Source organism: Lysinibacillus sphaericus OT4b.31, from assembly GCF_000392615.1.
In the GTDB taxonomy this organism is placed as follows: Bacteria; Bacillota; Bacilli; order Bacillales_A; family Planococcaceae; genus Lysinibacillus; species Lysinibacillus sphaericus_B.
This window is the reverse complement of the sequence record NZ_KB933398.1, coordinates 3,508,961-3,534,582: the sequence shown is the minus strand read 5'-3', so window position 1 is coordinate 3,534,582 and position 25,622 is coordinate 3,508,961. Positions and strand designations below refer to the sequence as shown.

Genomic DNA, 25,622 nt, shown 5'->3' with positions numbered 1-25,622 from the left:
AGTGTTTTCGTCTAGATTATCTGACTTTCGTCAAATTTAGTTTTTTTAGAAAAGTTGCACATTTATCCTTGTGCATAAATAGTGCTATAATAGACAAGATGTTTTGATTAGTACGTATTTTTTCGTGCTTGAAAAGGTATTAATACCTAATATTTGGAGCATAAAAAATATGCTACACCTAATAGATGATAGATGGGATTTAGTATTTCCCGGGGGGTTTAATTAATGACAGTTTTTCATTTCACAGGCATTAAAGGTTCTGGCATGAGTTCACTTGCACAAATCTTATTCGATGCTGGTGAACAAGTACAGGGCTCAGACATTGATAAGTATTTTTTCACGGAGCAACCGTTACGTGATCGTAATATTCCAATTTTTACATTTGATGCAGATAATATTAAACAAGGTATGACGGTAATTGCGGGAAATGCCTTTCCTGACGAACATCCTGAATTAGTGCGTGCGCGTGAAATCGGTGTTGAAATTATTCGTTATCACAAGTTTTTAGGCGATTATATTGGAAATTACACATCAATTGCAATTACGGGTGCACATGGTAAAACATCTACTACGGGTTTAATGGCCCATGTTGTAGGTGGCTATAAACCAACATCCTATTTAATCGGTGATGGTACAGGTGCTGGACATGAGGATGCAGCCTTCTTTGTGATGGAAGCATGTGAATACCGTCGACACTTTTTAGCGTATAATCCGGATTACGCAGTAATGACTAATATTGATTTTGATCATCCAGATTATTTTGCAAACATAGAAGATGTATATTCAGCTTTCCAATCACTTGCATTACAAGTGAAAAATGCCATCATTGCATGTGGTGATGATGAACATCTTCAACGTATTCAAGCGAAAGTACCTGTTGTTTATTATGGATTTGGTGCTGAAAATGATTTTGAAGCACGTAATGTCGAAAAAACAACAGAGGGTACAACATTTGATGTTTTTGTTCGTAATGAGTTTTATAGCACTTTCTTTATTCCGTTATTTGGTGATCACGCGGTATTAAATACTTTAGCTGTCATTACACTTTGTCAATATGAAGGTATCTCACCAGAGATTATTCAAGAGCGTCTGAACACATATAAAGGTGTAAAAAGACGTTTCACAGAAACGAATATTGGCAATAATGTATTAATAGATGATTACGCACACCATCCAACAGAAATTCGTGCGACGATCCAATCAGCTCGTCAAAAGTTTCCTGAACGTGAACTTGTAGCTATTTTCCAACCGCACACATTTACACGTACACAAGCATTTTTACAAGACTTTGCTGATAGTTTGAGCCTTGCAGACACAGCCTATTTATGTGATATATTCGGTTCGGCAAGAGAGACACAAGGTGCCCTTTCAATTCAAGATTTAGCTTCACTGATTGAGGGAAGTGCTGTGATTACTACGGAAGGCATTGATGTGTTAATGAAGCATGAAGGCGCTGTATTTTTATTTATGGGTGCTGGGGATGTCCATAAATTCCAAGATGCTTTTGAAAAATTGCTAAAATGATTCACAACAGTTTTATATGGCAATAGGATAGTGTAACGTATCGGCACAAGTAACAGTCCATGCTTCTAAAAGTGACAAAATTACTTCTAGCCGTAATGATAGAACAACGAAACAGCTTAATCCGCAAGGGATAAGCTGTTTTTTCTCAAAAATGAGAAGGAATTCAGTTTTTTTTGTCGAAGATAGGGAAAGTAATAGTAATGTAATTCTTACTAGCGGGAGGTCTTTGTATGGAAGTTATTTTGTATATTGCTGCAATTATTGCGGCGATCGGTTTTTTAGTTTTATGTGTGAGCATCGGTATGACGTTATTTTCACTCAAATCGATTCTTAATAGTTTAGCGGGTACTTTAAGTGGCATCGAGGGACAAATGGAAGGTATTACACGCGAAACGACTTCTTTATTATCCAAAACAAATAGCTTAGCTGAGGATATTCAAGATAAATCTAAACAGTTAAATTCTGTTGTTCATGCAGTCAAAGGAATTGGGGACTCTGTGAACGGTTTAAATACTTCGGTACAGCAAATTACATCATCTATCTCAAAAAATATTGAGCAAAATGAAGAAAAAATTGCACAGGTTGTTCAATGGAGTAATGTTGCAATGGGCATTGCAGATAAGTGGAAGAAGCGTAAAATAATCGATCAAGCTCAAGAAGTTGTGCAAGAAGACCCATATTCTTACGAAACAATATATGAGGACAAGCCGAAAAGAAAATGGGGTCGTAAAAAATAATTATTATTTGGATGGCATTTACCTGCTATCTGAATAAAAATAAAGCCTCATGCGTATGTTTATTTGTCGGACACAAGAAATGCTGGCATAAATACGCCAAGGCGCAATAGATAAATGGGGAGGAATTGTAGCATGACAACTCAAAAACCGAATTTTAATGAAGTGAAAGAACAACAATTAGAAAGTTCATTGCCACAGCTTTATCATTCACAAGAATCAATCTATGAAGAGGAGCGTGTGAACATGAAAGATTTTGTCATTGGCGCATTAGTTGGAGGTATTGTAGGGGCTGCTGCAGGCTTATTACTAGCTCCGAAACCAGGCAAAGATTTACGTAGTGATGTGGCTGTACAAGCTGTTAACTTAAAAGATAAGAGTGCGGATTTATCATTAACAGCTAAAGATAAAACTGTTCAGTTATCAAAACAAATTCAAGAGCAATCTACACAATTGGTAGAAAAAGTAAAAACATTGAAATCTGCAAAGGTGCCAACTGTTTTTGACGATGGTACTGTTTCGTTTGAGGGTGAAGAGCCACTTGAAGACTTCACCGATAAGTCAGATGCCAAAGCAGAAGACGCTGTAGAACAGGCTGTTGAAGATAAAGCTGAGGAAGTTCGTGCATAAATTTAACTAAAAAGGGGTACCGTACGTCATAACAAAGACGTATGGTATCCCTTTTTTCATTACAATGATAGGTGAGCTTCTTCAAGTAATATTTCTAATTTATCACCACCGAAGATTTCCGTGTCAAAACTTGCGGGCTGACCATTTCGGAGGATCGTAAAGTTGCCCTTAAATGTAGTTGGGAGTTGCCAGCTTGAGAAACGAAACACATCTTGATAAATCCAACGACTTTGATCTTTCTCTTTAAACGAAATTGTTGCTCCATTTGGCACTGTAGAAAGTGCTGGTATGATAACTTGATTGACAAACACTTCATGGGCCGTCTTATGTAGCTCTAAAATTTCTTTTTGAAAATGAATAATGATTTTATCCTCGAGTAAAATATTCATCTGATCAGCGATTCGTTGAACAGTCGGTAATGCTTGTTGCTGGAATTTAATAACATCGCCATTATGGACTGCATATGACAATTTGCATGGTTTATCATTTATCAATAAAGAGGGCGAAAACTCTGGTAAATACAGTGGCTTACCGTCAACATGAATATAATAAGATTCAAATCGTTTTAGTAAATCCCAATTATTTGTAAATTTAAATACGTTTTCGACTGTCTCAGCAATTTCAAAGGCAATAACGTCACGATCATTTAATACGCTATCGAGTGATGCTGGTGCACCATTGACAGTAATTTTTGGTTCAATAACATACTTTGTATCATGAATGGTAACTGTTTTGATCGCTGCATCATCAACAATATCTCGAACTGTCGCTTGTGCAGTTTGACCGTCCTGACCTTCTATCAATTGGATTGCATCGCTCGTTTTAATAGTGGTTTTAGTTGAGGCCTGTTGACCATTAACTAAAATTTGTGCTGGTTGTCCGTGGCCACCTGGGATGAAAATATCCTGTCCATTGACACTTACCGATAAACCATGACCGGGCTTGCCATACAATTGTTTGGCACGAATGTTGGCAGCTAAAAATGCGTCTCCAACTGTCATTTCCTTTAACTCAAATAGGCGTACAACTTGCTCATTAACAGTTAAACTCATATATTGGATGGGCATTTTCTTTGCGGCAATTGCAATACCAATAGGTGTGACTAATTCAGGTGAAGGCTTTATATGTTCTTCTTTTGTTAAGTTTTGTATTGCGTCAACACCACGTACCGCAATACGATTTGTAGGCAAATCGAGCACAAGACCAAGTTCTGTTGTAAGATCCGGAGTTAAACTCCCTCCGCCTACAAGCATGACTGCTTTTGGGGCAGTTCGATTGTTGAGACGTAAGATTTCTTCCCCAATGGCTTTTGCAAGTTGTTTAACAGCAGGTTCAATGGCTTTTAACACCTCGGCTTTTGCAAAATATTGATCAAAGCCTAATATATCTTGAATTAATATTTCGTCTTCAGTCTGTAGTTGACGCTTAGCCGTTTCTGCTACTGGGAAGTCTAGTAAATAATGGTCACTAAGGGCTTCCGTAATTTCATCACCTGCTGTTGGCACCATTCCATAGGCCACAACTGTACTTTTATCAGTAATCGCAATATCAGATGTCCCAGCGCCAATATCGACGAGCGCAACATTAAGGCGACGCATCGTTGGCGGGATTAGCACATTGATGGCAGCAATCGGCTCTAGTGTGAGTGCTTCCATTTCTAAGTTGGCGCGTTTTAGAGCTGCAATGAGAGATTCCACCACTACGCGTGGTAGGAAGGTTGCAATCACTTCGATTTGTGCCTCGTCGCCTTGCTGATCGAGAAGACTACCAATTTCCTCACCATCAAGTCGATAATAAAGGACAGAATAGCCTACACAGTAATAGTGGCTCGTTTTTGCATCCTCTTTCTGCTGTAAAAGTTGCTGTTGTGCCTGTTGAACGGCTTGTAATTCTAAACGGCTAATATCTTCTTCTGTAAAAATAGGCCGATTGCGTATACTAATTGTCACACTCGCTTGTTCAGTTTTTAATGAACGACCGGCAGCAGCTACACTCACCTTTGTTAAAGGACCATGCTGTTCTTCCAGCTCATGTTTAATTTCATTGATTAAGTCTGCCACATACATGACATTATGTATTTGACCATCCACCATGGCCCGCTCTTTATGCTCTTTTACTAAAATATCCTGTACGTGATAATGGTCGTTATTTTCTACTAAAATAATGCCGACAACAGAACGTGTACCGATATCAAGCGCAAATAATTTTGAACTCAATGTAATCGCTTCCTTCCTTGATATATCTCAAAATAATTTAGCGAGTTGAAGCGCTAAATTAAAAATGCGTGACATTCTGAACAACATTGATTATAATAATGCTAATATCTAAAAATGTAACATACATTTCAGAGTTCTGAAAGTGTCTGTCATGGGAGAGGAGCAAGAAGCATGAGCCAGAAAGATTTAGAAAGCTTACGTAGTCAAATTGACGGATTAAACTTAGAAATTCTTCGTCTAATTAACGAACGTGCAGCAGTAGTAGATGAAATCGGTAAAATTAAAGAAAAACAAGGTGTGAATCGTTATGATCCACTGCGTGAACGACACATGCTTGATCTGATTAAAGAACATAACAACGGACCATTAAACCAAATGACGGTTGATTATATTTTTAAACAAATCTTCAAAACAGCACTAAAACAATTAGAGGCAGATAAAAAGAAAGAATTACTTGTATCTCGTAAGAAAAAATCAGAAGATACAATTATAAATATCAACGGTGAACTAATTGGCAAAGGAAAACCATCTTTTGTATTCGGTCCTTGTGCTGTTGAATCATACGAACAAGTAGCCGCTGTAGCAGAGTCTATTAAGGCGAAAGGCGAAAAACTTATTCGCGGTGGTGCATATAAACCGCGTACTTCTCCATATGACTTCCAAGGTCTTGGTTTAGAAGGACTTAAGATTTTAAAACGTGTATCTGAAGAATATGGTTTAGGTGTAATTACTGAAATTGTCACACCAGGTCATTTAGAAGAAGCACTAGAATATATTGATGTTATCCAAATTGGTGCACGTAATATGCAAAACTTCGAATTATTAAAAGCAGCGGGTGCAACGAACAAGCCTGTCCTTTTAAAACGTGGGTTAGCGGCAACAATTGATGAGTTCATTCATGCAGCAGAGTATATTATGTCTAAAGGAAATGAAAACATCATCCTTTGTGAACGTGGTATTCGTACGTACGAAAAAGCGACACGTAATACATTAGATATCTCAGCTGTACCAATTTTAAAACAAGAAACGCATTTACCGGTATTTGTAGATGTAACGCATTCAACTGGTCGACGTGATTTATTATTACCATGTGCGAAGGCAGCAATTGCTATCGGTGCAGATGGTGTAATGGCAGAGGTGCATCCAGATCCATCTGTGGCACTGTCTGATTCACAACAACAAATGGATATTCCGACATTCGATGCTTTCTACGAAACACTACAAAAATTCATGAAAAATCATGAGATCCATGCTTAATTTTTAATGTCATGATTTTAAAACCGTTTGTCATTTTTGACAGACGGTTTTTTTTATCCTGTAATAACGGTCAGTAAGACGCCCAGAACGATTAACTGCTCGGTAAAATCCGATTGGTTCAACTAACAAACAGTGGGGATGAAAAACTCCCACTGCTTGGAGTTTTCACTTTATCGAAAAGAAGTTTTACATAATGAATGATTAGCAATTTGTATAAGATTGTATGCGTTTCTTGAATAATAGTATTAAAGAGTTTTTTGGTGACAAAATAATGTCTATAATAGTGCTATTTGTACTTGGTTTTTCAATTCATGCACTTACTTCTTCTTGAAAATGGTATGAAAATTATCGTATGATAAGGCTATATAAGGAAAAAAGGGAGGCACGTACGATGACTGTTACAATTTATGATGTTGCTCGTGAAGCGAATGTTTCCATGGCAACAGTTTCTCGTGTAGTCAACGGTAATCAAAATGTAAAACCGGCAACACGAAAAAAAGTTTTAGAAGTAATTGAACGATTAGAATATCGTCCGAACGCAGTAGCGCGAGGTTTAGCAAGTAAGAAAACAACAACAGTTGGCGTGATTATCCCGGATATTGCAAACAATGTTTACGCGGAATTGGCACGTGGTGTGGAGGATATTGCGACAATGTATCGTTACAATATCATTCTAGCCAACTCAGACCAAAATGAAGATAAAGAGTTACAACTGCTGGATACTATGTTGGGTAAACAGGTGGACGGTATTGTGATGATGAGTGATGAAGTAACTGAAAAAATGCGACAATCGATGGATCATTCACCTGTGCCGATTGTACTTGCAGGTTCAGTTGACGAATCGCAAACGATTGCCACTGTGAATATTGATTACTTCCAGGCGGCCAATGAGGCCATTACATTACTGATTAAAAATGGCCATACGAGAATTGGCTTTGTAACAGGTCCACTTACTTATACGATTAATAGCAAATTTAAGCTTGAAGCCTATAATAAAGCACTACAAGATGCAGGCTTAACTATAGACGAATCACTCATTGTTGCAGAGGAATCCAGCTATGACACAGGCTTAGAGGCTTGGGAAACACTATCTTCACTTGAAAATCCCCCAACAGCCTATTTTGCGGGTAGCGATGAACTAGCGATTGGGTTGATTCACGGGGCGCAGGACGCAGGTAAAAGTGTGCCAGATGATATCGAGGTCATCAGTTTTGAAAATTCAAAGTTAGCACGTATGGTGCGTCCGCAACTAACTAGTGTAGCATTGCCGCTATACGATATCGGTGCTGTTGCTATGCGTCTACTGACAAAGCTAATGAGCAAAGAGCCTGTTGAAAATGAAAAAGTTATTTTACCGTATCGCATTGAACTGCGACAATCTGTAAAAAGTAAATAATTATGAAAAACACGTAAATTCTATGCTGTGATTTATGTGTTTTTTTAATGAGATCGATAGTTGTTGACGGATAAAACTCTAGAAGTGACGGATAAAACTCTAGAAGTGACGGATAGAACTATAGAAGTGACGGATAGAACTATAGAAGTGACGGATAGAACTATAGAAGTGGCGGATAGAACTATAGAAGTGACGGATAAAACTCTTAAAGTAGCAGATTAAACCCTTAAAATAACAGATAAAACTTTTGCTCGATAACGGAGAGCATGGAAAAGGCCTCATGATCAGCATGAGGCCTTCCGTTTAAACATGTTTTTCATTGCGTATTATATGTAACGCTTTGGCTAACATTTGTGCATTCTTTTCTTCGATTTCGGTTTTTCGTGGAATAGGTTCATAGAGAGGGGTAGGATCCTCCCATGTTGGAATAAAAGGCACGGGTGCTTCTGGTTGCCAACGTTCTAACCAAGCCTGAGGAAGAGCGCCTGTTGGTAATTCTTGATCTGTCATTTCCAACCATAGCATAGACCAAGCTCTTGGAACAACTCGCCAAATATCGTAACCTCCGCCACCGACAGCAATCCATTTTCCTCCACAATACTCATGTGCTAATTTATGCGCAAGTTTTGGAATTTCTTTATAGATATTCATAGTACCGTATAAATGTGTCAGAGGATCAAAGTAATGGGCATCCGCGCCATTTTGTGTTAAGACAACATCTGGTTTAAAAAACTCAAAGACTTCACGCATAGCTTTGTCATATATATCTAGGAAACTTTCATCTTCAGTAAATGCATCAATTGGAAAATTAAAAGAAGTACCATAACCTTGGCCATTGCCACGTTCGGTAATATTCCCTGTCCCTGGGAATAAATAGCGTCCCGTTTCATGAATAGATAAAGTACATACATCAGGATCCTCATAAAAACTCCACTGTACGCCGTCTCCATGATGGGCATCGGTGTCCACATATAATACACGCGCCTTGTATTTTTCCTGTAAATAGCGAATAGCTACTGTACTATCATTGTAAATACAAAAACCTGAAGCCCTGCCACGGAAGCCATGATGTAGCCCTCCGCCGAGGTTTAGGGCGTGCTCAGACTTCCCTTCCATAACATAATCGACAGCTGTTAATGTCCCGCCGACCAACTGAGCACTTGCTTCATGCATATTTTTAAAAATCGGTGTATCCTCGGTGCCGATACCATAGCTTTCACCCTGTGCCTCGGTCAGCTTGCCATGTCCCGCTCTCTTCACGATGTCAATGTATATAGGATCATGTGCTAGTAAAAGTTCCTCTTCTGTTGCGACACGTGCGGGAACGATATCAACATCATCGAGCGCATCGATCTTTTTTAGTAAATCCATTGTAAGCGTCAAACGTTTATGATTGAAAGGATGTGTATCTGAAAATTTATATCCGAGTTGCTCTGGCGAATAAACAAATATGGCCTTTTTCATTATAAAGAAACACCTGGTAAATTTGGCCAGAGTACATCGAAGCCCTCTTTACGGAGATCTTCAATCATCGCTAATGGATTGAGTGTTTTTACTCGGACACTTAAAATTTTATTGAGTGTATTTTCAGAATCAGGATAAACTAAGACGCTTTGGACATTTGCATGATGCTCATTGAAAACTTTCGTAATTTCAAACAATATACCAGGTGTATCGGATACTCGTATTTCGATTTTAGAACCTGGCTCAGTGGCACCAGTCAGCTCGATATATGTATAGAGCAAATCAGTAGTGGTCACGATGCCAACTAATTTTCCACCTGAGACAATTGGTAAACAGCCTACCTTGGATTCATAAAAAGTGAGTGCGACCTCTTCTACAAAATCAAGAGGATGACCAACAAGTGGATTTTTCACCATGATTTCTTCAATAGCGGCATTGAATACTGGTGAATTTGGTTCGTCAAGCAACGAGGAAGGTAATGCCTCTTTGATATTCCGCTCTGTGATAACGCCTAGAACATGTCGTTCATCATCTACGACAGGTAAATGCCGTACTTTTTTTTCACGCATCAATTTCAGTGCCTCCAACACAGTGTTTGTTGGGGCCAATGTGTACGGCTCTTCATTCATAATTTCTTCTACAATCATATACTCATCCCCTTTGTGTGGTTTTAATACATGAAGCGATTTCTAAAACGAAGTCTATCAAATCTTTCCATTGTCTGGGGTGGCACACGTTTCCCCTCACGTGCCATGAGGCAGTTCGCAGGATGTGATGTAATTTCAGGATCATCAGTAGCAAAATATTCAAAGCCAGCGGAGCTCATCATTCGCTCCATCATTTTGCGATAATCCCATACATTTAAACCAGTACCTTTTAAATCCCAATGCCAATAATATTCAGTTGTAATGACGAGATAGTCCTCCATTTCATCCCCCATGAAAGACACGGCTAACAACGTTTTACCAGTGCCTGTTCCACGATAGGCTGGGATTACTTCAATAGCCCCAAGCTCAATCATGTTATCAATTCGGTCTTCAGCCCAACGTTCAAGTGGATCGGGGTACAAATAGGTTACATAACCTACGATAATGTCTTCATTACGAATAATAATAATTCGTCCTTCAGGAAGTCCTGCAATTTCAATAATGGCTTGCTGTTGTTGCTTTGGAGGTCTAAAGGCAACCAAGCCTTCGTGGAATGAATATGTAGCTAATTTTTCTGGAGGAACAGGTCCTTCCACATACACGGTACCATGCTTTGTTTCCTTTGTAACAGAAAAAAAAGTTTTTTTATGTTCCATAATTACACCACCTGAGTTTAATAATTCCATTATAGCTGATTTCTCGCGTAAAAACGCTTATTTTTGTAAATTATAACTACGTTTTTGGAAAAATAAAAATATTGAGACAACATTGATAAATTCGTGTAAAATAGAATTATATTGCAACTGTTATTTAACAGATGAATGTTGTTGAATAAGCATTCATTGTATTTTATTTACACAAACTGTTGTATAACAATTGCTGCATAACGTGTTTTTCTTTGGAGAAGGTGGCGGATTTTAAGGGGGAATATCGAAGGGAAATCGATTTGGAATTTGCGCACTAATGTACTAAAGCGAAAACAAAGGAAGGGGTAATTTCATGGGGATGAAAACAATGGAGATATTAAAAGCATTACCACTGCAGTACAATTTGCCTAATTATGAGGATGCAGCAGCAACACATGATTGGGCAGAGACAGAAAAGGCATTTAGTTGGTATGAAACAGGTCAAGTGAATATGGCTTATGAGGCAATTGATCGACATACCGAAACTTATCGCAAAAACAAAGTTGCACTCTATTACAATGATGGCAAGCGTAAAGAAGCATATTCTTTCAATGAAATGAAAAAGCTTACGAACAAGGCTGCTAATGTTTTAAAATCAGCGACAAATTTAGAAAAAGGCGATCGCTTATTTATTTTTATGCCACGTTCACCTGAACTCTATTTCACATTATTAGGCGCGTTAAAAATGGGTGTGATTGTTGGGCCGCTTTTCGAAGCGTTTATGGAGGGAGCGGTATACGATCGACTTTCGGATAGTGATGCACAAGTATTAGTAACAACGCCACAGTTGCTTGAACGTGTACCATTAGCCAAGTTACCTAATTTGCAGCAGGTTTTTTTAGTAGGTACTGATATTGAGGAAACAGCACAAATTTTAGACTTCAATAAACGCTTGAAAGAGGCGTCATCCCAGTTTGATATTGAATGGGTAGACCGTGAGGATGGTATGATATTACATTATACATCTGGATCAACTGGTGCGCCAAAAGGTGTATTGCATGTACATAATGCAATGCTCCAGCAGTACCAATCGACACAATGGGTGCTTGATTTACGGGAGGATGATATTTATTGGTGTACCGCTGATCCAGGATGGGTAACAGGTACATCTTATGGTATTTTCGGACCATGGTTAAATGGCATTACAATGTTGATTGTAGGTGGAAGATTTTCACCACAGGCATGGTATCAGGCTATTGAGGATTATAGTGTAACAGTTTGGTATAGTGCACCAACGGCATTCCGAATGTTAATGGGCGCTGGTAGTGGAGTACTGGAAAGCTATGATTTAACTTCCCTTCGACACGTATTATCGGTTGGAGAGCCTTTGAATCCAGAGGTTATTCGCTGGGGATACGAGGAATTAGGGCATCGTATTCATGATACATGGTGGATGACTGAAACAGGTGCGCATATGATTTGCAATTATCCAAGTATGGATATCAAACCTGGTTCAATGGGAAAACCACTACCTGGTGTACACGCGACAATTGTGGATGATGCAGGTGATGAAGTACCTCCATTCACAATGGGGAATTTAGCAGTACGTCGCGGTTGGCCAGCCATGATGCGCCAAATCTGGGGTAATCCACAACGTTATGAATCATACTTCTTAAAAGGTGAGTGGTATGTGTCTGGAGATTCAGCTTATAAGGATGATGAAGGGTACTTCTGGTTCCAGGGACGTGTTGATGATGTTATTATGACAGCTGGAGAGCGTGTTGGGCCGTTTGAAGTAGAAAGCAAACTTCTGGAGCATCCAGACATAATTGAAGCAGGGGTTATCGGTAAACCAGACCCAGTGCGTGGAGAAATTATTAAGGCGTTCGTATCTTTACGTGAGGGTGTTGAGCCATCAGATGCTTTGATCGAGAATATTCGTGATTTTGTGAAAAAGGGTTTGTCAGCTCATGCAGCACCGCGTGAAATTGAATTTAAGGAAAAGCTTCCGAAAACACGAAGCGGTAAAATTATGCGCCGTGTGTTAAAAGCATGGGAACTAAATTTACCAACTGGGGATCTTTCTACTATGGAAGATTAATATCATGAGGAGACACCAGTCACAATGTGGACTTGCTGACGCTGATACGTAAGTGATTTTTATTGAAATAATGCATAAAGATAAGGCGGGAATTCATTCGGTTAGCGAAGGATTTCTCGCCTTATTTTTCTGAATACGTGATAAGGAGTAGGAATAGAATGCTTCTATAACTGATTATTATGAAAATACTATTTATAAATAAAAATTCAGTTGACTTAATAATTATACAGACGTATACTGTTTTTAACTTATTTCAGGGGTGAGTGCAGTGAAAATAGGAATAGTTGGCGCAACAGGATATGGTGGATTAGAACTCGTTCGCTTTTTACATAATCATCAGGCAGTGGAGCAAATTGATTTATTTACATCCTCAGAAGAGGGTGTTGTATTTTCTTCAAAGTTTGGACACTTAGTTAATATTGCTGATATGCCATTGCAAAAAATTGATTATGAGACACTAGAGAAATTTGATGTTGTCTTTACAAGTACACCTTCGGGGGTGACCAGTGAGCTATTGCCGCCATTAGTAGGAAAAGGTCCGAAGTTAATTGATTTGTCAGGTGACTACCGTTTAAAAGATCCTACAAGCTTTGAAGCGTGGTACGGTAAAAAAGCTGCGCCGTTAGAAATCATTCAGCAAAGTGTTTATGGTTTAACAGAATGGAATGCAGACAAGGTGAAAAATGCATCTCTTATTGCAAATCCAGGGTGCTATCCAACAGCAGTCCTGCTATCACTATTACCATTATTAAGAGCAAAATTAATTGATCCAAGTTTTCTTGTCATTGATGCGAAGAGTGGTATTTCCGGTGCTGGTAATAAACCATCGCAAACGACCCACTTTAGTGAAGTAAATGAAAGCTTCTCCATTTATAAAACAAATTCGCACCAACATATACCAGAGATTGAACAGGCTATCTCAATGTTTGCAGGTGTTGACACATCGATTTCCTTTAATACTCATTTAGTACCTATGACGCGTGGTATTTTATCAACAGCGTATGCTCCCGTGATGGCGGATGTAACAGAAAGACAATTGATAGCCTGTTTACAAACTACATACGAAAAGCATCCATTTGTGCGAATTGTCACGGATGTGAATAGTCTTTCGACGAATCGTGTGAGGGGCTCGAACTACTGTGATATTTTCGTGAAAGTTGATAGCCGTACAGAACGGGCCACAATAGTTGGCATAATTGACAATTTAGTTAAAGGGGCAGCAGGCCAAGCAATTCAAAATATGAACGTTCAGTTTGACTTACCACAAACAACAGGCCTAGATGTTGTGCCGTTCTTCATTTAATAGAGCATATCCTATTATGCTAATTTTTCTGATACAAAGGTAAAAGTGCGCATATACTCCTGCGAATGGAAAGCATGAGTGAAACGTAGTGACACGGAAAGGGAAAGCGAGGCGGAGTTTTCATACAGGAAGATGGGTGTTATTGATTGAACGGTTTTTTAGACAGTCCCTAATTTATTTCATTCAACCTAAGGAGGAATTGCATTATGACACTAACAGCATCAACAAATATCATGAAAAAATTATCAAGTAAAAATATCGTATCGCCTAAGGGCTTTAAGGCAGCTGGGATGCATTGTGGACTAAAGCACAAGAAAAAAGATTTAGCGGTGTTAGTGAGTGATGTACCGGCAAGTGTAGCTGGTGTATTTACAACAAATGCAGTACAGGCTGCCCCATTAACAGTAACAAAAGAGGTAGTTTACACAACTAAAAAAATTCAAGCAATGATAGTGAACTCTGGGAATGCCAATGCTTGTACAGGCAAGCAAGGCGTGCAGGATGCGTTAGCAATGCAAACTTTAACAGCTGAGAAGTTAGGGATTGAGGCCAATCTAGTTGGGGTTTGCTCAACTGGCGTTATCGGTGAAATTATGAAAATGGAGCCTATCGAGAACGGTATTGCTCAATTAGAGCCGCAAGATAATCTTGAAAGTGCAATCGATTTTGCGCAGGCAATTATGACAACCGATACTGTCATGAAAAATACGAGCTATAGCACAATCGTAGATGGCAAGGAAGTCATTATTGCTGGTGTTGCAAAAGGTTCAGGGATGATTGAGCCAAATATGGCAACGATGCTTGGTTTTATTACGACAGATGCCAATATTGAATCGGATGTATTACAAGCAGCGCTGTCAGATATAACAAATTCTACGTTTAATGCAATCACAGTGGATGGGGACACATCTACAAATGATACGGTCGTAGTGATGGCCAATGGCTTAGCTGGCAATGAATCTTTAACAACTGCCCATCCTGATTGGCAAAAATTCTACTATACATTAAAAACAGTTGCACAAGACTTAGCAAAGATGATTGCAAAAGATGGAGAGGGAGCCACGAAACTAATAGAGGTGGAAGTGGAGGGTGCGATTTCTGATGAGGAAGCGCGTAAGATTGCAAAGACAGTTGTTGGTTCGCCGCTTGTAAAAACGGCAGTATTTGGTTGTGATGCAAACTGGGGACGTATTATTGCTGCGGTTGGCTACAGTGGTGCAGTAGTGGACCCTGACAAAATTACCATTCAAATTGGTGGCGCTACAATGGTAGAAAACGGCGAGCCGATTCCTTTCTCAGAAGATGAGCTAATTCAAATTTTGAAAATGCATGAAGTAAAAATTTATGTGTCACTTGGTATTGGTGAAGGCAAGGGGCATGCATGGGGATGTGATTTAACTTATGACTACGTTCAAATCAATGCATCATACCGCTCGTAAGCGCATGGTCATTAAGCTTGGTGGTAGTACACTTGAAGGCTTAAATGAATCGTTTTTTGAGAACTTTAAAAAACTGCAGGATGACGGGGTGGAGCTGATTATCACACACGGAGGTGGCCCTGCTATTAATCGCGAGCTTGCGGCACGTGGCGTAGCATCTCATGCATTAAATGGCATCCGTGTAACGAATGAATCAGCGATTGATATTGTACAGTCAACGTTAATCGGTAAGGTGAATCCAGCACTTGTCCATGAATTAACAACAGCGGGTATTGTGGCAGTTGGTTTAAACGGTTTTGATGATCAATTAATTGTAGCGAATTTTTTAGATAAAGATGTGTACGGCTTTGTCGGAGAGGTGCAGTCAGTGAATTCAGCACTGTTAGAAACGTTGATAAAAGCTGGCATTGTCCCTGTAATTGCTTGTGTTGGGGCTGATGAAGAGGGGCAGGCACTTAATATTAATGGTGATACCGTTGCAAGTGAAATCGCACTTGCAATTAACGCAGACAGCTTGTTGCTTGTCACAGATGTAGCAGGTATTCGTATTGAACATGAATACCAAACAGAGGTAACGCCTTGCCTAATAGCTCAGTGGATTGAGCAAGGACATATTTACGGTGGAATGATTCCTAAAGTACAAGGGGCCATTGATTGCCTAAATGCCGGTATCCCATCTGTACAAATTGTCGGGAATGCCTTACTAGGTACGACTATTATAACTTCATCTAGTAAAAGTATTGCTTCTTTATAGTAGTGAGTTGGATTTTCGTAGCGAGGATGTCACTAATTTTTTGAGATGTTCATCGAGTGACATCTAGGACACATTACGTCGAGGCGTAATCGAATAGAAGGGACTGATTAGATGACTGCTTTATTTGGAAACTACGGCAAACGCCGTGCACAAATTGTCAAAGGGCAAGGAACTGTTGTTGAAGATTCTACTGGAAAAAAATATTTAGATTTTACAAGTGGTATCGCTGTTGTAAGTCTTGGGCATGCACATCCCGCACTTGTAAAGGCATTACAAGTGCAAAGTGAGAAGCTATGGCATATCTCCAATTTATTTGATATCCCTGGTCAGGAAACGGTTGCACAAAAATTAGTGGCACATACGCATTTCTCTTATGCGTTTTTCTGTAATAGCGGTGCTGAAGCAAATGAAGCGGCCATTAAGCTGGCACGTAAGCATACTGGGAAACACCATATCATTACATTTGAAAAGTCCTTTCATGGGCGCACATTTGGAGCAATGTCTGCAACCGGACAAGGGAAGGTTCATAATGGCTTTGGACCACTTGTAGATAAGTTTACGATTTTACCTTTTAATGATGTCGAAGCGCTTGAAACAACAGTTGATGACTCAGTTGCAGCGATTATGCTAGAAATGATTCAAGGAGAAGGTGGCGTTAATAGCGTAACATCGGAATTTGCAGCGACAATTACAAAAGCATGTGAGGAGAAAGGCATCCTTCTGATTGTTGATGAAGTTCAAACGGGTATTGGGCGAACTGGGACCCGCTTTGCTTATGAACAAACTGTGTTGAAGCCAAACATCCTAACAATAGCAAAAGGCTTAGGTGGAGGCTTCCCGATTGGAGGGATACTTGGAACAGCTGAACTCTATGATACATTTGGACCGGGAACACATGGTACAACATTTGGCGGTAATCCTCTCGCAATGAGTGTGGCAGAAACAGTGATTGATCACGTTTTCGCAGCGGAATTCTTACAAAATGTGCAAGATGTATCCTCGTATTTCGTACAACAGTTGAAAGCGAATTTACCTACTACTTATACGGTACTAGGGCAAGGCTTATTACTCGGCATTGGCTGCGGTGATACTGAGGTAGCACCTTATATTGCAGAAGCTGAAGAAAAGGGCTTACTTTTAGTGGGGGCTGGGCCGAATGTTATCCGCTTACTTCCGCCACTTACGGTCTCAAAAGAAGAGATCGATGAAGCAATAGCAATTTTAACAACGATATTATTATAAAAAAAGGCGTTCAATATTAAAGGGTGAACGCCTGAGATTAACGACAAAAGGTATTTGGAATGTGATCATTCCGATTACCTTTTTATCAGAAATAATAGTTTATTAACGAGTGTAGTATTCTACCCATCACCTCAAACTGTTTAGCATTTTAACTACAAAATTTAAATCAGGAATCAATTCCGCTGAGGTGTAATTGATTTTTGTTGTTCCTTTACCATTGTGTTAATCAGCTTAGGTAGCCAATCATTTAACGTACTAAACGTAAAGCCAACTGTTTGTGCTTTGGCATTCGACATATACCAATCGGCTGGAATAGCATATGGAGATTGTGCATTGGCATCGCCTCCTAACAGTGAAACTTTCGCTCGTTTACCACTAGCTTCCTCAATAAGTCCAAGTAAATCTTTTAATGCAATAGCACCACCTGCTGTGGCATTGAAAGGTCCTTCTATCGTAGAAATACCTGCAAAATATAAAAATGCAGCAGCTTCATCATCGGTAATAAAACTCATTTTTGCCTCAGCATTTGTCAATATAATTGGCTGCTCATTTACTATACGCTCCACGTGAAAGTGTAAACGACGTGTATAGTCCTGTTCGCCAACAACGATTGGGAACCGCACCGCCACAACAGGGAATGAAGCGTTTTTAAATAGCACCGCCTCCGCTTGGCGTTTACCTTCACCGTAAGTAAAATCTTTTTGGTCTCCCATGCGAATTTCATAGTCATACGGATTAAAATCTGCTTCTGTTTTTACAATACCATCTGCTTCATAAGTAGCAAGCGTAGAGGTAAATACAAGCTTTTTCGTTTTACCTTCTAGAATTTGCACGATTTCTTGAGCCTCTTTTGGAGAATAACAAATATTATCGTAAACAATATCCCATGACATATCAGTAAGTGCTTGGGCTAACGCGTCTTCATCATCTCGATCAACAATGAGTTGCTTTACTCGAGATCCAAAAGGATTCCCACTTTGACCGCGTGTTAATATCGTCACATCATGGCCGTTTTGAAGACAAAGCTCAACTAATTTTCTACCAAAAAAGCGTGTACCACCTAAAATTAATAGTTTCATAACTACATCCACCCCTTCATTTAATCGCCTTCTCTATCATGACAAAAAAACAGACTTACTACAATCATATTTGAATGTAGTAAGTCTGTTTATTATTGACTTGGCGTTTCTGGAGGTGGTGTTGTGCCACCGTTATTTTCTCCATTGGAGCCATTGCCGTTGTTATTACCATTGTTATTACCATTGTTGTTGCCGTTGTTTGAACCGTTGGAGCCATTGCCATTTTCAGAGCCGGTGCCATTGTTTCCAGAACCAGTTCCATTGTTCGAACCATTTTCATTACCCGAACCTTCATTGCCGTTTGTAGGTGGAGTAGGTGGTTGCTCTTGATTTTCTTCCGGTTCAGGTTCAGGTTCGGTTTCACTACCGCCCGTAGAAACGACATTCGATTGTCCTGATGTCAACCCTGTAATGTCGACAGCAACGACTACATAGGCTTGTCCACTTGCGACTGTTATACTTTGTGTTGCTTCAAGTACTGAAGTGACTAGGGTATTACCGCCATTTGTCACATTGTAAATACGATAGCCGACAACATCATTGGAAGAACCAGACCAAGAAAGGGTGTTACCACTAATCGATGCTGTTACAGTTGCTGGTGAGCTTCCATCTGCTGGGAAATCAACCGCTGATACGGACGAGTTCGATAACGATGAATTTTTAGGAAGTAAACTTCCAGGGTTACCACCTAATCGGCCTAACATACGTTTAATAAAGGCTTGATTAATACCAGCACCACCTGATTTTACAAATTCGGATGGCGTATTTGGATGTGCATTGTACGTTTTTCCATTAATCGTGACAACACTTGAAGATGCTAAGCTATCATCTGGCTGTGATGGTAAAAATACTTTAGCATTAAATAAATCTGAGCGCACAAGTCCTGCATTCGAACATGCTGCAGAAGGTGCTAAGCCAGAAATACCACAGAATGAAGCAGTCACAACATTTTTTGGTGCCTTAAAGTTCGTTGGAGCATCAATCAATTTTGGATCCGCATCGTACATGGCATTCATTAAAGTCCCCCAGAGTTTGTTAATACGGACGCTTGGTTGCAAGTACGTATTATTAAAGGCATATAATGATCGCTGCTTATCATAGCCCATCCAAACGCCGAGTGAAACGTTCGGATTATAGCCAACTAACCAAACATCTTTGTACTCTTGTGAGGTACCAGTTTTGGCAGCGAAATCAGAAGAGAATTTTAATGTATTTTTTGCAACTGTTCCTGTGCCCTTTGTTAAAACATCACGCATCATATCTGTGACTATATATGATGTTTCAGGACTAAATACTTGAACAGGTTCAACTTCATGTTGATAGATGACGTTCCCATCTAAGTCTTCAATTTTTTCAATCATATAAGATTCAATAAATTGACCACCGTTCGCAAATGTTGCAAATGCATTGGTATTTTCTTCAACAGTCGTTCCCACTTCTAAAGCGCCAATACCTGTTGAAAGATTCGTATAATCTTCAGGCTGTAGCTTTGAGAAGCCCATTTTAGCTAAATATTCAGCAGGGCGTCTATTAATAATATCGTTATATAAACGTAATGCTGATATGTTTTGTGAATCTGCTAATGCTTCACGTGCAGGAATAAGTCCACGCTCATCACTAGCAATGTAGTTGTTTGGACTCCAAGAGCCAATAGAGAATTTTACATCCACTAACGGGCTACCTGCTCCAATTACACCGTATTCAATTGCTGGTGCATAGACAAGTAATGGCTTCATCGTCGAGCCGTTTGGGCGATAAGCTTGCGTCGCATGGTTTAACTCAGTAGTTTTAAAATCACGACCACCTAGGAAGCTTAAAATACGCCCTGTGCTATTTTCGATTAAGATACTCCCAACCTGTACAGGCATTTCGATATCAACTTCTTCTCCTGTTACGGGATCTTTACCTTTACCTGTATACGTATGGCCATAGTATTTAAAATTATCAGCCGCTTTTTGCATGGCATCGTACATGTCTTTATTGATGGTAGAATAAATACGATAGCCCTTTGAACGGACGTCACGGTCTGCTAAAATCATATACTTTTCATTTAATTTTTTTTCTGATTTCAAGCGTTCTGGGTCCACGCCATCATCTTTAGCTAGCTTTTCTGCAATGATTTCTTTCGCACGGTTTTCAAGCTCATACGTTAACCAAGGATAGCGATCTTCTGACGCAAGTTCTGGTGAACGGAAATCTGCTGTAATGTCATAGTTTAGTGCTTCTTCGTACTGTGCATCGTTAATATAGCCTGCTTCTTTCATGCGGTATAGAACTGTTTTCATACGATCAATACCTGGCTTAAGAGCCTCTTCGCTTTTTAGTACACCTGTGTTCGTAAACGGAGTATGGGCATAAGGTGCTTGCGGAATACCAGCTATGTAAGCGGCTTGTGGCAAGGTTAGATCTTTCGCCTTTACACCAAAAATACCATCAGCTGCTGTTTCAATCCCAGCAATATTACGACCTGATGCATTACGACCATATGGAATAATATTTAAATAAGCCTCTAATATTTCTTCCTTTGTCATAAAGTGCTCTAAACGCATAGCAAGGAGAATTTCTTTTGCTTTACGTTCATAGGAAACTTCATTTGTTAACACTTGGTTTTTAATGAGTTGTTGTGTTAATGTCGAGCCACCTGTTTGTGTGGCTGAATTTGTCACGTCCTGCAGTAGACCACGGATTACAGCTTTAGGAACAATGCCGTTATGTTCGCGGAAATATTCATCTTCCGTTGCTAGTACTGCATTAATAACATCTGGTGCCACAGCACTTAGTGACGTTTCACGACGATCTAAGTCCGTGCGTAATTTCCCAATATAAATATCGTTGGCAAAATAAATTTCACTGGTTTCCTCATAGTTGAAAATATGCTTGCGTAATTCTTCTTTTGAGCGCAGTGGCTCTTCTTTTACAAGTGAGGCGAAATAGCCGGCGCCAACCGAGCCGACAAATACAGTGCCTACCAATGCAAAGACTAAAAATAGCAAAAATAAGTTCCAGGTAACACTGCCTGAAATACGTAATGTCTTCATCCATTTTTGTTCGAGTAATTCATCGATCTTTGCATTGATTTTCTCAATCCAATCTTTCAAGGTATCGACCTCCTAAAATCTTGTCTATTATAGCATATATTGAATTGACTCGAACATAGTTATTGACATTGAAAAAGATTCGTATAGAATAGTGCTTATAGTTTTCTAGTGATGAAGAGTTTGCAGTAGTGTCTATATTCCCTGTATAGAGAGCCAGCGGTTGGTGAAAGCTGGTCATAGTGTAGAGACGAATTACGTGCTTGGAGCTTAGACGTGCGCGCCTGCGATAAAGGCGATTGAATGAAGAGGAAGATGGATGACGTCTTCAAGCTGGGTGGTACCGCGTTAGTTATTAACGTCCCTGCATGCAATTAATTTGCGTGTAGGGACTTTTTTGTTTCTCTGCACGTAAGAATACAAATTAGGAGGAAGAACTATGACAAACCAATTATTACAAGATTTAGAATGGCGCGGTCTGCTTTACCAACAGACAGATGCAGAAGGTATGGCAAAGCTATTAGAGGATCAATCCGTGTCTTTGTACTGTGGTGTAGACCCAACAGCTGACTCTATGCATATCGGTCACATCGTACCATTATTGACACTGCGTCGCTTCCAAAAAGCTGGCCATCGTCCAATTTTACTTGTTGGTGGAGCAACGGGGATGATTGGAGATCCATCAGGTCGTTCTGAAGAGCGTCAACTGCAAACTGTTGAGCAAATTGATAAGAACGTGCAAGGCATTCGTGGTCAATTAGAACGTATTTTTGATTTTGCTGAAGATGGAAACGGTGCACAACTTGTCAACAATCGAACTTGGATTAGCAAAATTAATACAATTGAATTTTTACGTGACTACGGTAAATTAATCAATGTCAACTACATGTTAGCTAAGGATACAATTGCGTCCCGCCTTGATACGGGGATTTCATTTACTGAATTTGCTTACACGTTAATTCAAGGTATTGATTATAATCATTTATATAACCACTACAATTGTCGTATTCAAGTCGGTGGTTCTGACCAGTGGGGGAATATTACAACTGGTTTAGAAGTGATTCGTAAAACACATGAAGAAGAAACAAAAGCTTTTGGTATCACAATTCCATTAGTAACGAAGGCAGACGGCACGAAATTTGGTAAAACAGCTGGTGGTGCTGTATGGTTAGATAGCACAAAAACTTCTCCATACGAATTCTACCAATTCTGGATTAACGCAGCCGATGCAGACGTTATAAAATACTTGAAAATCTTTACGTTCTTAACACGTGAAGAAATCGAAGCGTTAGCTGTTTCTGTTCAAGAAGAGCCACATCTGCGTAAAGCACAAAAAGCGTTAGCAGAAGAAATGACTCGCTTAATTCATGGTCAAGCTGCATTAGACCAAGCAATTCGTATTACAGCGGCATTATTCTCAGGCGATCTAAAAACACTTTCTGCTGAAGAGATGAAGGATGCCTTTAAAGATGTTCCTTCTATTGAAATGGCAAAAGAGGATAAAAACATCGTGGATTTACTAGTTGAAGCTGGTATTTCACCATCAAAACGTCAAGCTCGTGAAGATGTTACAAATGGTGCAATTAGTGTAAATGGTGAAAAAGTTACTGAGTTAGCCTATATTATCGATGCACAAGATCGTTTAGAAGACGCGTTTAGCATTGTACGTCGCGGCAAGAAAAAATACCATATGGTTAAATTTGTGTAAAAATCGGTCTCACAAATAACAACATCCCCTCGATTATATTCGTGGGGATGTTGTCATTTTAATATTGTAAAAAGCTGGGGAGAGTTAGATGCTGGTAACTTTTAGGGTGAAGAAGTTTCGCAAGTTTTAATGCTCCTTCAACTAAACGAGGTGAAGGCCGGCAGTAAAGCCATTCCTCCATAACATGGAGTTGTTTCAACTGGACAGCATGTAGCTCTTTGGCATGTGGACGCTTCAATAAATTGGCTGGCTGAATTCGCTCAAAAGCAACACCTACCCAAGCCATCATAATATAATCTGGCTGGCGTCGTACGACGTCATTCCAGTCTGTTTGCACGCTTGCTAACGTCACGTCTTGAAATAGATTATATCCCCCTGCAATGGCACTAATTTCTGTGAGCCAATTTATTTTTCCAGGTGTAAAAATGGGATTCGGCCACCATTCCCAATACAGTGTCGGTTTATCCTGAATCGATTGTGCAATCATACGAAGTTGTTCAATAAAGTGCAAGTAATCTTTAGCAATTTGTTTAGCGCGTTCCTCAACACCACAGGCTACACCTAGTGTTAGGAGGTCCTGCGCAATTTCCTGAAGAGAGTTAGCGTTAAAGACAAGATGAGGAATATTTCTTTCTTGTAATGCCTCTATATTTTTCTCCATGCCTGGTACACTCAGGGAAGCGAGTACGAGATCGGGCTGTAATGCTTCTAACGCCTCTATGTTAATCGATAAATCAGGTCCTAGCTTCGGCAGTTCATTTACTGTTGCAGGCCAATCAGAAAAATCATCAACACCGACAAGCTGATCTGTCAAACCTAAATAGGCGACGAGTTCTGTATTACTAGGACAGATTGAGATTAAACGCATATTTATTCCCCCCAATTCTTTTAAGAAAAGTATAGCTGGTGTTGCCCTTGTATACAATGATTGGCTTTTTTTCGTGGCAATAGCAAAAGACGTGCCTCAAAATGAGACACGCCATATTTTTATTTTATGAAAGTGCGACAGCTTCAAGCGACTCTGCTGTTTTCACTACAGGTCCCATCGCATTTGTAATAATCTGCTTAATGTCTTCTAATGTTGCTTTACGTGGATTTGTTGCAGCGCATACGTCAAGCATTGCATTTTTCGCTAAAGTTTCAATATCCTCATCTTTCGCGCCTAATTCACGGAAACCACTAGGAATATTTAAGTCTTTCGATAAGCTTTCAATGGCAGTGATTGCTTTTTCAGCAGCATCACGTTTGCTTAAGCCCTCTACATTTTGTCCTAGCAATTCAGCGATTCTTGCAAAACGCTCTGTACGTGCTGTTAAGTTGAAGCGACAAACATGAGGTAGTAAAATCGCGTTACATACACCATGCGGAAGATTATAGAAACCGCCTAATTGGTGAGCAATTGCATGCACATAGCCAAGTGATGCGTTATTGAACGCCATACCTGCTAAAAATTGTGCGTATACCATTTGCTCGCGTGCTTCTAAATCTGCACCATTTGCATAGGCACGTGGTAAAAATTCAGGAACTAACTGAAGTACCTTTTCACCACAAGCATCCGTAATTGGTGTTGCATTTGTAGAGACAAAAGCCTCAATTGCGTGTGTTAACGCATCTAAACCAGTTGCAGCTGTTAGAGCTGGCGGTAAGCCAATCATTAACTCTGGATCGTTAATCGATACAAGCGGTGTTACATGCTTGTCAACGATCGCCATTTTCACTTTACGAGCAGTATCTGTAATAATCGTAAAGCGTGTCATTTCGCTTGCTGTACCAGCTGTTGTGTTAATCGCGATTAATGGCACTAATGGGTTTTCTGACTTGTCAATACCTTCATAATCATGAATGCGTCCACCATTCGAAGCAATAATTCCGATACCTTTTGCTGCATCATGTGCACTACCGCCTCCAAGTGAGACAATTGAATCACAGTTCTCTGCATGATACACTGCGATACCGTCTTCAATGTTTTGATCTGTTGGATTTGGTTCTGCTTTCGGGAAAATTGCAACATCGATTCCAGCAGCTGTAATGATGTTAGCAATTTGTTCTGAGAAACCTAATTTGTGTAAGCCCTCATCTGTTACGATCAATGTCTTTTTCACTTCTAAATCATTTAACCGTTTACCAACTTCTTGAATTGCTCCAGGTCCAAATAAGTTTGTTTTTGGCATGACAAATTGCTTTAGAACGTCTGACATGTTTCCAACCCCTTTAAAATAATTGTTATTGCTTGAATGATGGCGAACCACCTTTCGGAATTCATGTTATTCTATTTTTTGTAAAAGTTCAACTCGTATTTTTATTAAAATTGTTAATTTTATTTGTGTTATTATTTTACAAAAAAGTTAAGTTGATAAAAGAATGTGGATAAAGTAGTTTTGTATAAGAATATTGAATTTAATATGTTTTAGAAAATATTTTACTATGAAAGTAAAATATATTTTTTGGAAAATGGTTCTGTTTTGAG

The 25,622-nt window shown here is 39.5% G+C and carries 20 protein-coding genes and 1 other annotated feature; of the genes, 12 read left to right on the top strand and 8 right to left on the bottom strand.

Translation table 11 applies throughout. The features are described from left to right. The first annotated feature begins 225 nt into the window (after nt 1-225). From murC to H131_RS16240, 3 genes are all read left to right on the top strand, one after another. On the top strand, nt 226-1,524 hold the full coding sequence (gene murC / locus H131_RS16250; RefSeq protein ID WP_010860231.1) for a UDP-N-acetylmuramate--L-alanine ligase: 1,299 nt from the start codon (nt 226-228) through the stop codon (nt 1,522-1,524). Between the two features lie 230 nt (nt 1,525-1,754). Further along, complete coding sequence (locus H131_RS16245; protein WP_010860230.1) at nt 1,755-2,261, top strand: DUF948 domain-containing protein; 507 nt, start codon at nt 1,755-1,757, stop codon at nt 2,259-2,261. Nucleotides 2,262-2,393: 132 nt separating this feature from the next. Next, on the top strand, nt 2,394-2,888 hold the full coding sequence (locus H131_RS16240; RefSeq protein WP_036130671.1) for a YtxH domain-containing protein: 495 nt from the start codon (nt 2,394-2,396) through the stop codon (nt 2,886-2,888). 59 nt (nt 2,889-2,947) lie between these two features. On the opposite strand, the gene H131_RS16235 is transcribed toward H131_RS16240, so the two are convergent. Beyond that, nucleotides 2,948-5,104 carry a cell division protein FtsA gene (locus H131_RS16235; RefSeq protein ID WP_010860228.1) on the bottom strand — a complete coding sequence of 719 codons (2,157 nt, stop codon included), beginning with the start codon at nt 5,102-5,104 and terminating at the stop codon, nt 2,948-2,950. 171 nt (nt 5,105-5,275) lie between these two features. On the opposite strand from H131_RS16235, the gene H131_RS16230 reads away from it, so the two are divergent. The 3 genes from H131_RS16230 (at nt 5,276) to H131_RS25035 (ending at nt 7,979) form a co-directional block, all read left to right on the top strand. Next, on the top strand, nt 5,276-6,361 hold the full coding sequence (locus H131_RS16230) for a bifunctional 3-deoxy-7-phosphoheptulonate synthase/chorismate mutase (protein WP_010860227.1): 1,086 nt from the start codon (nt 5,276-5,278) through the stop codon (nt 6,359-6,361). A 391-nt stretch (nt 6,362-6,752) separates the two neighbouring features. Next, nucleotides 6,753-7,757 carry a catabolite control protein A gene (ccpA, locus tag H131_RS16225; RefSeq protein ID WP_010860226.1) on the top strand — a complete coding sequence of 335 codons (1,005 nt, stop codon included), beginning with the start codon at nt 6,753-6,755 and terminating at the stop codon, nt 7,755-7,757. A 63-nt stretch (nt 7,758-7,820) separates the two neighbouring features. Beyond that, the gene (locus H131_RS25035) at nt 7,821-7,979 is read left to right on the top strand and encodes a hypothetical protein (protein ID WP_196228897.1); all 159 of its coding nucleotides are present in this window, start codon (nt 7,821-7,823) and stop codon (nt 7,977-7,979) included. A gap of 81 nt (nt 7,980-8,060) precedes the next feature. On the opposite strand, the gene H131_RS16220 is transcribed toward H131_RS25035, so the two are convergent. The 3 genes from H131_RS16220 to H131_RS16210 are packed head-to-tail and all read right to left on the bottom strand — an operon-like array spanning nt 8,061 to nt 10,524. Next, nucleotides 8,061-9,221, bottom strand: a complete 1,161-nt coding sequence (locus tag H131_RS16220) for an acetoin utilization protein AcuC (protein WP_010860225.1) — start codon at nt 9,219-9,221, stop codon at nt 8,061-8,063. Continuing rightward, nucleotides 9,221-9,868, bottom strand: a complete 648-nt coding sequence (locus tag H131_RS16215) for an acetoin utilization AcuB family protein (RefSeq protein WP_010860224.1) — start codon at nt 9,866-9,868, stop codon at nt 9,221-9,223. Before H131_RS16215 ends, H131_RS16220 begins: the two co-directional genes overlap by 1 nt. 23 nt (nt 9,869-9,891) lie before the next feature. Beyond that, entirely contained in the window at nt 9,892-10,524 is a 633-nt protein-coding gene (locus H131_RS16210; RefSeq protein ID WP_036130667.1) for a GNAT family N-acetyltransferase, read from the bottom strand. Between the two features lie 349 nt (nt 10,525-10,873). Here H131_RS16210 and acsA point away from each other — a divergent pair, with 349 nt between their 5' ends. The 5 genes from acsA (at nt 10,874) to H131_RS16185 (ending at nt 17,333) form a co-directional block, all read left to right on the top strand. Next, on the top strand, nt 10,874-12,595 hold the full coding sequence (gene acsA, locus H131_RS16205; RefSeq protein ID WP_036131602.1) for an acetate--CoA ligase: 1,722 nt from the start codon (nt 10,874-10,876) through the stop codon (nt 12,593-12,595). 268 nt (nt 12,596-12,863) lie between these two features. Next, entirely contained in the window at nt 12,864-13,898 is a 1,035-nt protein-coding gene (gene argC / locus H131_RS16200) for an N-acetyl-gamma-glutamyl-phosphate reductase (protein WP_036130665.1), read from the top strand. A 206-nt stretch (nt 13,899-14,104) separates the two neighbouring features. Further along, entirely contained in the window at nt 14,105-15,337 is a 1,233-nt protein-coding gene (argJ, locus tag H131_RS16195) for a bifunctional glutamate N-acetyltransferase/amino-acid acetyltransferase ArgJ (RefSeq protein ID WP_036130662.1), read from the top strand. Next, on the top strand, nt 15,300-16,091 hold the full coding sequence (gene argB / locus H131_RS16190) for an acetylglutamate kinase (RefSeq protein ID WP_036130660.1): 792 nt from the start codon (nt 15,300-15,302) through the stop codon (nt 16,089-16,091). Before argJ ends, argB begins: the two co-directional genes overlap by 38 nt. Before the next feature lie 111 nt (nt 16,092-16,202). Beyond that, nucleotides 16,203-17,333, top strand: a complete 1,131-nt coding sequence (locus H131_RS16185; protein ID WP_010860218.1) for an acetylornithine transaminase — start codon at nt 16,203-16,205, stop codon at nt 17,331-17,333. 173 nt (nt 17,334-17,506) lie between these two features. On the opposite strand, the gene H131_RS16180 is transcribed toward H131_RS16185, so the two are convergent. Together H131_RS16180 and H131_RS16175 are read right to left on the bottom strand one after the other, a co-directional pair. After that, entirely contained in the window at nt 17,507-18,412 is a 906-nt protein-coding gene (locus H131_RS16180) for an NAD-dependent epimerase/dehydratase family protein (protein ID WP_010860217.1), read from the bottom strand. A 92-nt stretch (nt 18,413-18,504) separates the two neighbouring features. After that, nucleotides 18,505-21,510: a transglycosylase domain-containing protein gene (locus H131_RS16175; RefSeq protein ID WP_036130658.1), complete on the bottom strand. Its 3,006-nt coding sequence runs from the start codon at nt 21,508-21,510 to the stop codon at nt 18,505-18,507. Between the two features lie 102 nt (nt 21,511-21,612). Next, nucleotides 21,613-21,816: a binding site (T-box leader), on the top strand. Nucleotides 21,817-21,886: 70 nt separating this feature from the next. Here H131_RS16175 and tyrS point away from each other — a divergent pair. Further along, on the top strand, nt 21,887-23,155 hold the full coding sequence (tyrS, locus tag H131_RS16170) for a tyrosine--tRNA ligase (RefSeq protein WP_010860215.1): 1,269 nt from the start codon (nt 21,887-21,889) through the stop codon (nt 23,153-23,155). 58 nt (nt 23,156-23,213) lie between these two features. On the opposite strand, the gene H131_RS16165 is transcribed toward tyrS, so the two are convergent. Then, the gene (locus H131_RS16165) at nt 23,214-24,023 is read right to left on the bottom strand and encodes a cobalamin-binding protein (protein ID WP_010860214.1); all 810 of its coding nucleotides are present in this window, start codon (nt 24,021-24,023) and stop codon (nt 23,214-23,216) included. A 124-nt stretch (nt 24,024-24,147) separates the two neighbouring features. Then, a complete protein-coding gene (locus H131_RS16160) occupies nt 24,148-25,353 on the bottom strand; it encodes an iron-containing alcohol dehydrogenase (protein WP_036130655.1) in 1,206 nt (401 codons plus the stop codon). Nucleotides 25,354-25,622 lie beyond the last annotated feature (269 nt).

Coding starts and splice junctions, on each gene's coding strand:
- H131_RS16245 (WP_010860230.1), top strand. CDS start 1,755: ATGGAAGTTATTTTGTATATTGCTGCAATTATTGCGGCGATCGGTTTT.
- argB (WP_036130660.1), top strand. CDS start 15,300: ATGACTACGTTCAAATCAATGCATCATACCGCTCGTAAGCGCATGGTC.
- argJ (WP_036130662.1), top strand. CDS start 14,105: ATGACACTAACAGCATCAACAAATATCATGAAAAAATTATCAAGTAAA.
- murC (WP_010860231.1), top strand. CDS start 226: ATGACAGTTTTTCATTTCACAGGCATTAAAGGTTCTGGCATGAGTTCA.
- H131_RS16215 (WP_010860224.1), bottom strand. CDS start 9,868: ATGATTGTAGAAGAAATTATGAATGAAGAGCCGTACACATTGGCCCCA.
- H131_RS16165 (WP_010860214.1), bottom strand. CDS start 24,023: ATGCGTTTAATCTCAATCTGTCCTAGTAATACAGAACTCGTCGCCTAT.
- H131_RS16220 (WP_010860225.1), bottom strand. CDS start 9,221: ATGAAAAAGGCCATATTTGTTTATTCGCCAGAGCAACTCGGATATAAA.
- H131_RS16185 (WP_010860218.1), top strand. CDS start 16,203: ATGACTGCTTTATTTGGAAACTACGGCAAACGCCGTGCACAAATTGTC.
- H131_RS16210 (WP_036130667.1), bottom strand. CDS start 10,524: ATGGAACATAAAAAAACTTTTTTTTCTGTTACAAAGGAAACAAAGCAT.
- tyrS (WP_010860215.1), top strand. CDS start 21,887: ATGACAAACCAATTATTACAAGATTTAGAATGGCGCGGTCTGCTTTAC.
- acsA (WP_036131602.1), top strand. CDS start 10,874: ATGAAAACAATGGAGATATTAAAAGCATTACCACTGCAGTACAATTTG.
- H131_RS16240 (WP_036130671.1), top strand. CDS start 2,394: ATGACAACTCAAAAACCGAATTTTAATGAAGTGAAAGAACAACAATTA.
- H131_RS16230 (WP_010860227.1), top strand. CDS start 5,276: ATGAGCCAGAAAGATTTAGAAAGCTTACGTAGTCAAATTGACGGATTA.
- H131_RS16160 (WP_036130655.1), bottom strand. CDS start 25,353: ATGTCAGACGTTCTAAAGCAATTTGTCATGCCAAAAACAAACTTATTT.
- H131_RS16180 (WP_010860217.1), bottom strand. CDS start 18,412: ATGAAACTATTAATTTTAGGTGGTACACGCTTTTTTGGTAGAAAATTA.
- ccpA (WP_010860226.1), top strand. CDS start 6,753: ATGACTGTTACAATTTATGATGTTGCTCGTGAAGCGAATGTTTCCATG.